The sequence below is a fragment of the Nocardia sp. NPDC024068 genome (genome assembly GCF_040638875.1).
Taxonomy (GTDB): Bacteria; Actinomycetota; Actinomycetes; order Mycobacteriales; family Mycobacteriaceae; genus Nocardia.
Map to the genome: position 1 here is coordinate 1 of NZ_JBEZYU010000041.1, position 13,510 is coordinate 13,510.

The following is a 13,510-nucleotide window of genomic DNA, read 5'->3' on the forward strand; positions in this document are numbered from 1 at the left end:
CCTCGAGACTCGTGGCTTCGCCACATGCGCTTCGAGGGCTGACAGCAGACGCGGGCCGAACCCTTTGTGGGCCTCGCTGAACTCGGCACCGAGGGGTGGACCTTCGGCGAGAGTGCGACCATCCGGTCGGCAACCATCGGTTGATTCAGGATGGGATGCAATGGTCCCGGCAGCCTGTTCTCGACCGCAGTGTCCCTGGGAGAGCTGTCCTTATGGGTCTCGCGTCGAGTCCCGTCGGCCTGAGTAGGTTCCGCGATCTTGTAAGTGCTCAACGGTTCGCAACACCTGGATTGTCGGCCGCGTACATCGAAACTTCGACCGGGCGCAGTTGCGGTTCCCAATTGACCGGATCACCCACGACCCATCCCCGGATCACCCACGACCCATCCGCAGTTCCGATTCACGAACCCGCCTCCCCCCACAGCGCCGAGTTCAGCGAGGCCCTTGAAGGGTTGCGGGCCGTCCCGTGTTTCAGCCCTCGAAGCGACGCGCCGCAGGCGCGAGTCTCGAGGGCTGAAACACGGGACACAAGGGGCCCGCAACCCCGCCCCGCCGAAGGCGGGGCCAATAGATATAGCCTTTAGGCGACAGCACAGGACTTACAAGTTCGGAGGTTGGCCGTGGAGGTCAAGATCGGTATTTCGGATAGCCCGCGTGAACTCGTCATCTCCAGCTCGCAGACCCCGGACGAGGTCGAGACCCTGGTGTCCGAGGCGCTCGCGAACTCGAGTGGTGTCCTGGCTCTGGCCGATGAGAAGGGCCGCAAGTACCTGATCCAGGCGAGCAAGGTCGCCTATGTGGAGATCGGTGCCGTCACCGGTGGCCGGGTGGGGTTCGCCGCGGTCTGACAGAGACAGATTCTGATACAGGAAGGCCCCCGCCGGGATCCGGCGGGGGCCTTCCTGTCGTTCAGGCGGTGGGGTGCAGGGGGATGTGTTTCAGGCCGCCCCAGGCCAGGGCGACCGTGGTGTCGACGGCGTCGTCCTTGGGGATGGGGCGGTCGGCCTCGAGCCAGTACCGGGCGGTGAACTGGCTGGCGCCCACCAGGCCGACCGCGAGGATGCGGGCGCGGTAGGGGTCCAGGCCGGAGTCGTGGGCGACGAGGTCGTAGACGGCATCGACGCAGGCTTCGGTGGCCTGTTCGACCCGGCGCTGAACCTGAGGTTCGTTGGTGAGGTCGGATTCGAAGACGAGGCGGAAACCCTGCATCTCGTTGTCGACGAAGTCGTAGTAGGCGGCGACCGCGGCGCGGACGCGTTGTTTGTTGTCGGTGGTGGAGCGCAATGCCTGGCGCACGCTGGACACCAGCATGTCGACATAGTTCTGCAGCACCGCGAGATACAGCTCGAGTTTGCTGGTGAAGTGCTGGTAGAGGACCGGCTTGCTGACGCCCGCGCACTGAGAGATCTCGTCCATGCCCGCGGCGTGGTAGCCGCGCAGTACGAATATCTCGCTGGCGGCCACGAGTAGCTGCTGGCGTCTTTCGTCACGTGGAAGCCGGGTGCCACGTTTGGGGGCGGTGCCGGACGAGGAGCGGGGCGTCATCCGGTCCACGAGGTCGGTCATATTCGGATCTCCCAGTCGATTCCCCGGCAAAGGGGTGTGTACCGGGTCTTTCGAGCACCATACTCGCATCTTGCGCGGTTGCCGACCCGGGTCTGGGAACCCGGTTCCGGTCCGGACCGATGTGGGCGGCGGTTCAATTGTTCGTGGGCCGGTGGCTCCGGGGTCCGGGTCGACGCCGTTTTTACCGGTTCCGGCGGGCTGTGAGATTCTGGAATGTGTGACCGACAGACCGGATAGCTCCGCCTCCGGCAGCGGGCGCGACGCGCACCGTCCCCACGATTCGGACCTGGTGATCGCCGCACGTGAGGCGGTTCCGGAGGCCGCGGTATCGCGGGTGGACGATCCGCGTTCGCCGTTGCGGGCGGCCTGGGATCCCGGGACATCGGGTGCGAGCGACCCCGCGGGTGGGCGGCGGCGCCGGCATTTTCTCTTGCGGTACGGCTGGCGGCCGTACGTGCTGCCGGTATTGCTCGTACTGACGGTGTTGGTGGCGGTGGACGCGGTCCGATCCGGATCGCGATCGCCGCTGGATCCGGCCCAACCGGGCCTGGGGGAACTCGGACCGCCGCCCGCCAGCGCCGGGGTGATCGGCGCCCCGCCGGGTGACGGCAGGTTCCCCGAGGATCTGCCGGTGGGCGCTCTGCCCGAAGGCGGGAAGTTCACCGAGGCCGGGAAGGGTTCCTGGCGGATCGTCGCGGGCGGTTCCCCGCGGTCGGGAGCGGGGGAGCAGTACACCTTCACCTATACCGTCGAAATCGAGAACGGGATCGACACCCGGGCGTTCGGCGGTGACGAGTCGGTGGCCCGGATGGTCGATTCGACCCTGGCCAACCCGAAGAGCTGGGTACACGATCGTAAGTTCGCGTTCCAGCGGATCGATCGCGGGGAACCGGATTTCCGGGTCTCGCTGACCGCGCGGGCGACCACTCGTCAGACTTGTGGTTTCGATATTCCGATCGATTCGTCCTGCTACAACTCCGACGAGGCCCGGGTGGTGCTGTCGGAGGCGCGCTGGGTGCGGGGTGCCCCGGCCTTCGAGGGCGATATCGGTTCCTACCGGCAGTATCTGGTCAATCACGAAGTGGGCCACGCCATCGGCTATCACGCGCATCAGCCCTGCGAGAACAACGGCGGTCTGGCCCCGGTGATGATGCAGCAGACGTTCGGTACCGCGAACAACGAGATCGCGGCCCTCGATCCGTCCGGTGTGGTGCCGATGGACGGGAAGACCTGCCGGTTCAATCCGTGGCCTTATCCACGCGGCTGAGCCCGGCCGCCGGGCCGGAGATCAGTCCGGGAAGAATGGTTCCCGCATCGGCGTTGTACCGGGAACGACGCCGGTGCGGGTGCGCATCGCCGCCGCGTCGGCCAGGGCCGGGCGGATGCCGCGTCGGGGAGGACCCGGCGGCCGCACCCGCGCCCACCGCAACCGGCCATATCGATACGAGGAGTGCACAGACGTGTCAACACCGCAGTCCCTGCCCCCACTTGTGGAGCCTGCCGCCGAACTGACCAGGGACGAGGTCGCCCGTTACAGCCGTCACCTGATCATCCCGGACCTCGGGATGGATGGGCAGAAGCGGTTGAAGAACGCGAAGGTGCTCGTCATCGGCGCCGGCGGGCTGGGTTCCCCCGCGCTGCTGTATCTGGCCGCCGCCGGGGTGGGCACCCTCGGCATCGTCGAATTCGATGAGGTCGACGCCTCGAACCTGCAGCGTCAGGTCATCCACGGTGAATCCGATATCGGCCGGCCGAAGGCCGACAGCGCCCGGGATTCCATTCTGGAGATCAATTCCGGTATCGATGTGCGCCTGCACAAGATCCGGCTGGAACCCGATAACGCCGTGGAACTGTTCCGTGAGTACGACCTGATCGTGGACGGGACCGACAACTTCGCGACCCGCTATCTGGTCAACGATGCGGCGGTGCTGGCCGGTAAGCCCTATGTCTGGGGTTCGATCTACCGGTTCGAGGGCCAGGTCTCGGTGTTCTGGGAGGACGCGCCGGACGGTCGCGGGATCAACTACCGCGATCTGTACCCGGAGGCCCCGCCACCGGGAATGGTGCCCTCGTGCGCGGAGGGCGGTGTGCTCGGGGTGCTGTGCGCTTCGATCGGTTCGGTGATGGTGACCGAGGCGATCAAGCTCATCACCGGTATCGGGGACCCGCTGCTGGGCCGGCTGATGGTGTACGACGCACTCGATATGAACTACCGGACCATCAAACTGCGTCGCGATCCGGAGCGGCAGCCGATCACCGAGCTGATCGACTACGAGGCGTTCTGCGGTGTGGTGTCGGAAGAGGGCCAGGCCGCGGCCGCGGGCTCCACCGTCACCGCGCGGGAACTCAAGGATCTGCTGGACGCGGGTGATGTGGAACTGATCGACGTGCGCGAACCCGTGGAATGGGACATCGTGCACATCGAGGGCGCCACCCTGATCCCGAAGGACCGGATCCTGTCCGGCGAGGCGCTGTCGGAGTTGCCGCAGAATCGCAAGATCGTGCTGCACTGCAAGACCGGGATCCGGTCGGCCGAAGCGCTGGCGGCGCTCAAGCGGGCGGGTTTCTCCGACGCCACCCATCTGCAGGGCGGTGTGATCGCGTGGGCCCATCAGGTGGACCCCTCGCTGCCCGTCTACTGATTACGTAACGGGATCACCCCCGGTGGTCGACGGGGTCACCGAGTTTGCCCCGGCCTGCGGCGATCGCGACCGCCGCAGGTCCGGTGCGGCGCTGCACACGAGCCCGGTAGCGCTGTCGGGACGGGCGTGTCGCGGCCCTGCCACGACACGGTGTGGCGCCCCGGCCGGGCCCGGGTCCGCAGGTACGGTACGGCCCGTGACCACCACAGTCGAACCCCCCGAGCATGTGCGGGCCACTTTCGGGCTACGCGAGATGACCCCGGTCGCCCTCGGTGATTGGGAGGGCGGCTGGCGCCTCGGTGATGTGGTGCTGAGCCCGGTCGCCGACCATGCCCGCGCGGCGTGGTCGGCCAAGATACGGGAGAGTCTGCGGGTGGACGGGTTACGGCTGGCGAAGCCGGTGCGTGCCACCGACGGGCGATACGTGGTGTCGGGGTGGCGCTGCGATACGCATATGTCCGGCGCCCCCGAACCCCGGCACGACGAGGTGGTTTCGATATCGCTGCGGTTGCACAAGGCGACCGCGGAGCTGGACCGGCCGCGCTTCCTCTCCCAGCCGCCGGTGACGCCGTGGCTGGATGTGGACGTTTTCGTCGCCGCCGACCGGGCGGCCTGGGAGGCGGTGCCGTTGCGCACCCTGCGCGCCGCCGGCGCGGTGATGGAGAATTCCCCCGACGGCCGGCACAGTCTCGAATTGATCGGGCAACTGGCCACGCTGCGCAAGCCGGTGCGGACGCCGCCCCAGCTGGTGCACGGGGATCTTTTCGGCACAGTGCTTTTCGCGGGTTCCCGGACTCCCGCGCTCACCGATCTCACCCCCTACTGGCGTCCGCCGGCGTGGGCGGCCGGTGTGGTCGTGGTGGACGCGCTGTCCTGGGGCGGCGCCGATGACGGGCTGCTCGAACGCTGGTCCGATCTGCCGGAGTGGCCGCAGATGCTGTTGCGCGCGGTGATGTTCCGGCTGGCGGTGCACGTTCTGCATCCGCGGTCGACGCCGGAAGCGCTACCGGGCCTGGTACGTACGGCGGATATGGTGCGATTCCTGCTCTGAACCGGGCTCGCCGGTACACCGCCAGCGACGGTGGTGACCAGCGCGTCGACGAGGGTGGTGGCGCGGTACCGGCATGCGATCGGCGGGCCGGTCTGCGACCGGCCCGCCGGATTTCCGGGATCCACACCAGTTTCCGATAGCGCGCAGTGCTGATGCCCCCCCTGAGGATGTTTCGGTGGATCAGATGTTGGCGTAGGCCAGCGACGGGACCCGCGTCACCGCGAACGAGGACCGGCGGTAGAACCACCAGGTGACCCCGCCCATCACCAGGAAGGCGCCGGCATAGGCCCAGAAGGCCGGGGCCATGGTGCCGAAATGGGTGTTGGACAGCCGCAGCGCCTGCTGCAGGATGAATCCGCCGAACGCGCCTACCGCCCCGATGACGCCGATCGCGGCACCGGCCTGGCGTTTCGCCGACGCGGCCGATTCGGCCGGCTCGATGCCGCGCTCGGCGGCATACTTCTTCGCTTCTGCGGTGAAGATGGACGGGATCATCCGGTAGGTGGAACCGTTGCCGATACCGGTGAGCACGAACAACAGCAGGAACGCGAGCAGATACAGCGGGAAGCTCTTCATCTCCAGCGCCGCCATGATGAGTGCCACGGCCACCGCCATCCCGCCGAACACCAGCACGGTGATCTTGGCGCCGCCGCCGAGCCGGTCGGACAGCCAGCCACCGAACGGCCGGGAGAACGAGCCCACGAAGGCGCCCAGGAACGCGAGGTTCCCGATGGTGCTGATCCAGCCGATATTCGCCAGGTCCGGGAAGTTGGCCTTGATCAGCGTCGGGAAGGCGAACGAGAACCCGATGAAGGACCCGAAGGTGCCGATGTAGAGGAAGGCCATCACCCAGGTATGCCGGTTGGTCAGCGCCAGTGAGTACGAGCGGCCGTCGGATTTCGCGGTGGAAAGGCTGTCCATATAGCGCAGTGCCCCGAACGCGGCGGCGAGGATGAACGGCACCCAGATGAGCACCGACAGGGTGATGCCGAACCGGTAACCGGCGGGGTCCTTCGCGGTGAGATGGGTGCCCAGGGCGATCAGCAGCGGCAGCAGCAACTGGGTCTGCGCCACACCGAGGTTGCCGCCGGCGGCGTTGATGCCGAGCGCCGCGCCCTTTTTCCCGTCGGGGAAGAAGAACGAGATATTGGCCATCGACGAGGAGAAGTTACCGCCGCCGAAACCGGACAGCGCGGCCAGGATCACGAAGACCCACATGGGCGTTCCGGGCTGATTCACGAAATACATCAGGCCCAGCGTCGGGATCAGCAGCATCGCCGCGCTGAAGGCGGTGAAGGCCCGCCCGCCGAAACGTGGAATGGCGAAGGTATACGGGATACGCAGGGTCGCGCCGACCAGGGTGGGGATCGAGGTGAGCAGCAGGGCGTTGCTCACCGCCGTGGGATTGCCCTTGCCGAGCCCCTCGAGGAAGCCGAAACCGGCCGCTCCCATACTGGTGACGACACTGGCCCACAGCACCCAGATGCTGAAGCCGAGGTTCTCCGCGAATACGGAGAAGATCAGATTCTTGCGGGCGGTGCGGTCGGCGCCGGAATTCCAGAACCGTTCGTTATCGGGTTCCCACCGGTCGATCCAGCGCCCGCGCCGGCGATGGGTGAATGATGCTGTCGTATCGGATGACTGTTGGCCGGTGTCGACAATCGCGGTCATCGGCGTCCCTCTCGTCATGGCTCGACGGCCCCCGGAGCCGGGTCGTCCGGCTGCCTCGCCGGGCGGGTCGAGTGCGGTGTGTGACGTGAGAAAACGCTAGAAGCCGGGTGTTTCAGCGGAATAGCGCGCAATGACGATGAGCGCAATTCCCGCTCACGGGAGCAAAATACCCGGGTGATCGGTCCGTAACGCGGATGGAACCCGTCAGGGTTCGGGATACTCGGCGAGCAGGCTGTCCAGAAAACATCGGGTGGTCTTGGCCGCGCGTTCGGCGTCGCCGTCGGTGATCGCCTGCACCAGTTCGCGGTGCTCGGCGCAGTACCAGCTGTCGATGCGATCGGTGCGCGAGCGGATCCCGGATTCGATATTGCCGAGCAGCGAATCGTAGAACTCCAGATACACCGCGTTGTGGCTGGCGACCACGATCGCGCGATGCAACTGCACATCGGCCTCGATCGCCGCGGCGCGGTCGGTGCGCCACAGGCGGTTCCGGGCGTCCAGCAACTCGTGCAGGGTGGCGACATCGGCCCGGTCGCGCCGGTGGGCGGCCAGGGCGGCGGCGGTCGACTCCAGTCCGTGCCGTAACTCGAGGACGTCGCGTTCGGCGGCCTCGGCGAAATACTTCGTGAGGGTGCCGCCCACCTCGGAGGTGGCGATGACGTAGGTACCCGAACCCTGGCGGCGCTCGAGCATGCCGGCATGCACCAGCGCCTGCACCGCCTCGCGGAGCGTGTTGCGGCCGGTACCGGTGAGTTCGGCCAGTTCGGGTTCGGTCGGTATCCGCGTCCCGACCGGCCAGCGTCCCGAGCGGATATCCTCTTTGAGTTGCTCGGTGACCTGGGCGATGAGACTGGTGCGGCGAACGCTTTGCACCGCAACAGCGTACCGCTCGTCACAATCCACTTGTCCCACTCCTCAGGTCATCCTATGATTTCTCGGTGACTGCAGCGCTGCCCGAGGTGACCCGTAAGGCCGATCAGCCCGCCGCGGGCCGTCGGCGTGCGCTCATCGAAGGCCGGCTGCTGGTACTCGCGGCGATTCTGATGTCCGCGCTCACGCTGCGGGTGGCGGTCACCGCCTTCACTCCGCTCGCCGAGAAGATCGGCGCGGAAATCGGTTACTCCACCGCCGTCGTCGGCGTATTCGGGATGATTCCCACCCTGATGTTCTCGATCACCGGCCTGCTCACGCCGGCCCTGGTGCGGCGGCTCGGTCTGGAGCGCACGGCGCTGCTCGCCATGGTCGCGGCCGGCGCCGGCATGCTCATCCGCGTGCTGGTCTCGGGCACGGTGGAGCTGCTGCTGTTCTCGGCGCTGGCCCTGGGCGGTATGGGTATCGGCAACGTCGTGGTCCCGCCGCTGGTGAAACGGTATTTCCCGGACCGGCTGGCCACGGTCAGCGCGCTCTACATCACGATGGTGCAGATCGGCACGGTGCTCCCGGCACTGGTCGCCGTGCCGCTGGCCGAAGCGCACGGCTGGCGCGTCTCGCTGGGTGTGTGGGCGCTGCTGGGCTTCGCCGCGGCCGTTCCGTGGATCGGGGTGCTGCGCGACCGGCGCGGTCGCGACCTGGCCGATACGACCGGGCTCCCCGGGTCGGCCGCCCCGGCACCGAAAGTGTGGCGCTCCCCACTGGCCTGGGGGATGGGCGCCATGTTCGGGATGACCTCGCTGACCACCTATTCGGTGTTCACCTGGCTGCCGACGATCCTGTCCGACGCCGGTGCGGACGCCGCGTTCGGCGGTTCCATGGTCGCGCTGTTCGCGCTCATGGGTTTGGTGGCGGCCCTGTCCGCGCCGACCGTGGCCGCCCGGATGACCAACCCGTTTCCGGTGGTCGTGGGCTGCGCTCTGAGCTTCTTCGTCGCGTTCGCCGGTCTCTGGCTGGCGCCGATGAGCGTGCCGGTGCTGTGGGTTGTCATCCTCGGTCTGGGGCCCAGTACCTTCCCGATGGCGCTCACGCTGATCAACCTGCGCACCCGGACCCCGGCCGGGTCGGCGGCGCTGTCGGGCTTCACCCAGGGCGTCGGGTACGCGCTGGCGTGTATCGGGCCCGTGGCGTTCGGAATGCTGCATACCGCGACCGATGGCTGGACGGCGCCGTTCGCGCTGCTGTGCGTCTCTGTGGTGGTGCTGCTGATCGGCGCCTGGCAGGCGTGCAAACCGCGCATCCTCGAGGACAACCCCGCGGTGTGCTGACCCGGCCCACGGCTCCGCCCGAGTTGCGGCCGGGAGTGACGCGGGTCATCATTTCCGCAGGCCCTCACCGCGCCCGTCGGCGGAATTGGGCTCTTCGTGACGCACGGAAACGCTGACGTGACACCGAATTAACAACCGGGGTCTTCTCACCTGAGCGGTCGGAACCGCGTGAGAAACCGTTGATTCGACGGTCATTTTGGGCAGCATTCCGGCAATACCGCTTTCCTAACGTTGGGGTCGAACCACGTTGGGAGGCCCAATTTGAGCACGCAGACGGAAAGTCGCCGGAACCCCGTCCGGGCGATCCTCGGGCGGCCGAAGCTGGAGCGCTGGGATGCCGAGGACACCGCGGCCTGGGAGGCCGGCGGTAAGAAGATCGCCACACGCAACCTGGTCTGGTCGGTGGCCGCCGAGCACATCGGATTCTCGATCTGGTCCATCTGGTCGGTGATGGTGCTGTTCATGCCCACCGAGACCTACGGGATCGACGCGGCGGGCAAATTCTTCCTGGTCGCGGTGCCCACCCTGGTCGGTGCGATCCTGCGCATCCCGTACACGGTCGCGACGGCCCGGTTCGGCGGCCGCAACTGGACGGTGTTCAGCGCCGCCGCGCTGCTGGTACCGGCACTGCTCACCCTCTATTTCGTCAATCAGCCGGGTACGTCCTATACGACCTTCCTGATCGTGGCGGCGTTCGCCGGGCTCGGTGGCGGCAACTTCGCGTCGTCGATGACCAATATCAACGCGTTCTATCCGCAGCGGCTCAAGGGCTGGGCCCTGGGCATGAACGCCGGTGGCGGCAATATCGGCGTTCCGGTGATCCAGCTGTTCGGCCTGCTGATCATCGCCACCCTCGGCAACGAGTACGCGACCGTGATCTGTGCCGCCTACCTGGTGCTGATCGTGCTGGCCGGGCTGGGCGCCGCCCTGTTCATGGACAATCTGCCGAACCAGAAGGCCGATCTGTCCTTCATGCTGACCGCGCTGAAAGTGCCGCAGTCCTGGGCGGTTTCGTTCCTCTACATCGGCACCTTCGGCTCGTTCATCGGCTACAGCTTCGCGTTCGGCCAGATCCTGCAGATCAGCTTCGTCGCCGGTGGCGACACCGCCGCCGAGGCCACCCTGCACGCCGCGCAGATCGCCTTCATCGGACCGCTGCTGGGATCGCTGGCCCGCCCCTACGGTGGCAAACTGGCCGACCGGATCGGCGGCAGCCGGGTCACCGTCTACACGTTCGCGGCCATGATGGCGGCCGCGGTGGTGGTGGCAGTGGCCTCGACCGTCGCCGACGGTTCGGCGCACGGTTTCTCCGGTCCGGTGCTGGGTGTGCTGGTCGCCGGGTTCGTGGCCCTGTTCGTGCTGTCCGGCCTGGGCAACGGCTCGGTCACCAAGATCATCCCGTCGGTATTCGACGCCAAGTCCCGCGGTCTCGACGCGAGCCCCGCCGAACGCGCCGCGTGGGCGCAGAACACCTCGGGTGCGCTCATCGGCTTCGTCGGCGCCATCGGCGCGCTGGGCGGTGTCGGGATCAACCTGGTGCTGCGGTCGTCGTACGCCTCGACGCAGTCCGCGACCACCGCCTTCTGGGTGTTCACGGCGTTCTACGTCGCCTGCGCCCTCGTCACCTGGACGGTGTTCCTGCGCCGCCCCCGCCGCCCGGTATCCGACAACGAGGTCGTCGCCGCAGCCGAAGCCCTGGTCCGCGGGGCCGAAGCCGGCTCCCGCACCGCAGCTCAGCCCATCGGATCCCGGTCCGCCCGGTCGCTCTGACACCGGATCTCCACGGAGGACACCATGAACGCACAGCGCAAAACAGTCGTCGTCGCCGGTCACGGCATGGTCGGGCACCGGTTCGTCGAAGCGCTCCGCTCCCGGGACGAGGCGGGCCGGTGGCAGATCGTCGTGCTCGGCGAGGAGAAGCTGGCCGCCTACGACCGCGTGGGGCTCTCGTCCTACATCGGTAACTGGGAGGCATCCGCGCTGGCGCTCCCGGGCAACGAGTACGCCGGTGACGATCTCGTGGATCTGCGGCTGGGCCAGCGTGCCGAGTCCATCGACAAGGACGCCCAGAAGGTGATCACCACCTCCGGCGAGGTGCTCGACTACGACGCGCTGGTCCTGGCGACCGGGTCCTATCCGTTCGTACCGCCCGTGCCGGGGCACGAACACCCGGAATGCTTCGTCTACCGCACCATCGAGGATCTGGACGGCATCAAGGCCGCCGCCGAGGCGGCCGGTCCGGGCGCGCACGGTGTGGTCGTGGGCGGCGGTCTGCTCGGGCTGGAGGCGGCCAACGCGCTGCGCCTGCTCGGGCTCACCCCGCATGTCGTGGAGTACAACGACCGGCTGATGCCGGCCCAGGTCGACGAGGGCGGCGGCGCGATCCTGGAGAAGCTGGTCACCGATCTGGGGCTGGCCGTGCACACCGGGGTGGGGACCGCCGGTATCGAGCGCAGCGAATCGGCCGGTCCGGCCGAACGGCTGAAGATCACCCTGTCCGACGACAGCGAGATCGACGCCGCGCTGCTGGTGTTCTCCGCCGGTGTCCGGCCGCGGGATGAGATCGCCCGGGACGCCGGTCTCGAAGTGGGCCCGCGCGGCGGCATCATCACCGATCTGGGTCTGGCCACCTCCGATCCGAACATCTACGCGATCGGCGAATGCGCCGCGGTCGAGGGTGTCTGCTACGGCCTGGTCGCGCCGGGCTACAGCACCGCCGAGATCGTGGCGGACCGGCTGCTGGGCGGCGCCGGTGAATTCCCCGGTGCCGATATGTCGACCAAGCTGAAGTTGCTCGGGGTCGACGTGGCGAGCTTCGGCGACGCGCACGGCAAAACCGAGGGCGCGCTGTCGGTGGTCCTGCACGACGCCGCCGCGGGCACCTACGCCAAACTGGTCATCTCCGACGATGCGAAGACCCTGCTCGGCGGCATCCTGGTGGGCGACGCCACCCAGTACGCCGCGCTGCGCCCGCTGGTCGGCCGGCCGCTGCCCGCCGAACCCGCCGCGCTGATCTCCCCGGCCGGTGCCGAGCTGGGTGCCGACGCGCTGCCCGATGAGGCGCAGATCTGCTCCTGCAACGATGTGAGCAAGGGCGCCATCTGTGGCGCCATCGCCGACGGTGCCTGCGATATCCCGGCCATCAAGGCCTGCACGAAGGCGGGTACCTCGTGCGGCGGCTGCGTGCCGATGATCAAGAAGGTGCTCGAACAGTCCGGCGTCGAAATGTCGAAGGCGCTGTGTGAGCATTTCGAGCAGTCGCGCGCCGAACTGTTCCAGATCGTGCAGGCCACCGGTATCCGCACCTTCTCCGAGCTCATCGCCCGGCACGGTAGGGGCACCGGCTGCGATATCTGCAAACCGACCGTGGCGTCCATCCTGGCCTCCACCTCCAGCGATCACATCCTGGAGGGAGAGCAGGCCGCGCTGCAGGACACCAACGACCATTTCCTGGCGAATATGCAGAAGAACGGCACCTATTCGGTGGTGCCGCGGATGCCGGGCGGCGAGGTCACCCCGGAACAGCTGATCGTGATCGGCGAGGTCGCCAAGGAGTTCGGGCTCTACACCAAGATCACCGGTGGGCAGCGGATCGACCTGTTCGGCGCCCGCGTCGAACAGTTGCCGCTGATCTGGAAGAAGCTCGTGGACGCCGGTATGGAATCCGGTCACGCCTACGGGAAATCGCTGCGCACCGTCAAGAGCTGCGTCGGATCCACCTGGTGCCGGTACGGCCAGCAGGATTCGGTCGGGATGGCGGTCCTGCTGGAGAAGCGCTACCGCGGGCTGCGGTCGCCGCACAAGCTGAAGCTGGCGGTGTCCGGTTGCGCCCGCGAATGCGCCGAGGCGCGGGGCAAGGATGTGGGCGTGATCGCCACCGAGAACGGCTGGAACCTCTACGTCGGCGGTAACGGCGGTCTCACTCCCAGACACGCGGTGCTGCTCGCGGGTGATCTCGACGACGAGACGCTGATCTCCTATATCGACCGCTACCTGATGTTCTACGTCCGTACCGCGGACCGGCTGCAGCGCACCGCGCCGTGGCAGGAGGACCTCGGCATCGACTACGTGCGCGAGGTGGTGTGCGAGGACAGCCTCGGTATCGCCTCCGACCTGGAAGCCGCCATGGTCGCCCACGTGGCGGGCTACCGCGACGAATGGGCCGCCGTGCTCGACGACGAGGAGAAGCTGTCGCGGTTCGTGTCCTTCGTCAATGCCCCTGCCGAGGCGGATCCGACGATCGCCTTCGACGAAAGCGGGGAACGCAAGGTCCCGGTCCTGCTCGGATTGCCCGGGATGCCGGAAACCGCCGCCGCCGAGCCCGCCACCAGCGGGAAATGATCGTGTAACCGTCAGGAAACAGGCCGCCGGTACCAATGGGT

10 protein-coding genes are annotated in these 13,510 nt (G+C 67.6%); 7 read left to right on the forward strand and 3 right to left on the reverse strand.

Going from position 1 to position 13,510, the window contains the following annotated elements:
* The first annotated feature begins 620 nt into the window (after positions 1-620).
* Positions 621-848: a DUF3107 domain-containing protein gene (locus AB0F41_RS23775; RefSeq protein ID WP_357427299.1), complete on the forward strand. Its 228-nt coding sequence runs from the start codon at positions 621-623 to the stop codon at positions 846-848.
* A gap of 61 nt (positions 849-909) precedes the next feature.
* Here AB0F41_RS23775 and AB0F41_RS23780 read toward each other — a convergent pair whose 3' ends face one another.
* Positions 910-1,566, reverse strand: coding sequence for a TetR/AcrR family transcriptional regulator (locus tag AB0F41_RS23780; RefSeq protein ID WP_357427301.1), 657 nt, complete (start codon positions 1,564-1,566; stop codon positions 910-912).
* 217 nt (positions 1,567-1,783) lie between these two features.
* On the opposite strand from AB0F41_RS23780, the gene AB0F41_RS23785 reads away from it, so the two are divergent.
* The 3 genes from AB0F41_RS23785 (at position 1,784) to AB0F41_RS23795 (ending at position 5,259) form a co-directional block, all read left to right on the forward strand.
* Positions 1,784-2,833 carry a DUF3152 domain-containing protein gene (locus tag AB0F41_RS23785; protein ID WP_357427303.1) on the forward strand — a complete coding sequence of 350 codons (1,050 nt, stop codon included), beginning with the start codon at positions 1,784-1,786 and terminating at the stop codon, positions 2,831-2,833.
* Between the two features lie 193 nt (positions 2,834-3,026).
* Complete coding sequence (gene moeZ, locus AB0F41_RS23790; RefSeq protein ID WP_357427305.1) at positions 3,027-4,208, forward strand: adenylyltransferase/sulfurtransferase MoeZ; 1,182 nt, start codon at positions 3,027-3,029, stop codon at positions 4,206-4,208.
* Positions 4,209-4,404: 196 nt separating this feature from the next.
* The gene (locus AB0F41_RS23795) at positions 4,405-5,259 is read left to right on the forward strand and encodes a TIGR02569 family protein (protein WP_357427307.1); all 855 of its coding nucleotides are present in this window, start codon (positions 4,405-4,407) and stop codon (positions 5,257-5,259) included.
* A 180-nt stretch (positions 5,260-5,439) separates the two neighbouring features.
* On the opposite strand, the gene AB0F41_RS23800 is transcribed toward AB0F41_RS23795, so the two are convergent.
* Positions 5,440-6,930, reverse strand: coding sequence for an MFS transporter (locus AB0F41_RS23800; protein ID WP_357427309.1), 1,491 nt, complete (start codon positions 6,928-6,930; stop codon positions 5,440-5,442).
* Between the two features lie 204 nt (positions 6,931-7,134).
* Positions 7,135-7,803: a FadR/GntR family transcriptional regulator gene (locus AB0F41_RS23805; RefSeq protein ID WP_357427310.1), complete on the reverse strand. Its 669-nt coding sequence runs from the start codon at positions 7,801-7,803 to the stop codon at positions 7,135-7,137.
* A gap of 170 nt (positions 7,804-7,973) precedes the next feature.
* Here AB0F41_RS23805 and AB0F41_RS23810 point away from each other — a divergent pair, with 170 nt between their 5' ends.
* The 3 genes from AB0F41_RS23810 (at position 7,974) to nirB (ending at position 13,469) form a co-directional block, all read left to right on the forward strand.
* Positions 7,974-9,128 carry an MFS transporter gene (locus tag AB0F41_RS23810; RefSeq protein ID WP_357427357.1) on the forward strand — a complete coding sequence of 385 codons (1,155 nt, stop codon included), beginning with the start codon at positions 7,974-7,976 and terminating at the stop codon, positions 9,126-9,128.
* A 261-nt stretch (positions 9,129-9,389) separates the two neighbouring features.
* A complete protein-coding gene (locus tag AB0F41_RS23815; RefSeq protein ID WP_357427311.1) occupies positions 9,390-10,898 on the forward strand; it encodes a nitrate/nitrite transporter in 1,509 nt (502 codons plus the stop codon).
* Between the two features lie 24 nt (positions 10,899-10,922).
* Complete coding sequence (gene nirB / locus AB0F41_RS23820; protein ID WP_357427313.1) at positions 10,923-13,469, forward strand: nitrite reductase large subunit NirB; 2,547 nt, start codon at positions 10,923-10,925, stop codon at positions 13,467-13,469.
* The last annotated feature ends 41 nt before the right edge of the window (positions 13,470-13,510 follow it).

Bases quoted from the DNA above. Each gene is read 5' to 3' on its own strand.
- AB0F41_RS23800 (WP_357427309.1), bottom strand. From the start codon at position 6,930: ATGACCGCGATTGTCGACACCGGCCAACAGTCATCCGATACGACAGCA.
- nirB (WP_357427313.1), top strand. From the start codon at position 10,923: ATGAACGCACAGCGCAAAACAGTCGTCGTCGCCGGTCACGGCATGGTC.
- AB0F41_RS23780 (WP_357427301.1), bottom strand. From the start codon at position 1,566: ATGACCGACCTCGTGGACCGGATGACGCCCCGCTCCTCGTCCGGCACC.
- AB0F41_RS23810 (WP_357427357.1), top strand. From the start codon at position 7,974: ATGTCCGCGCTCACGCTGCGGGTGGCGGTCACCGCCTTCACTCCGCTC.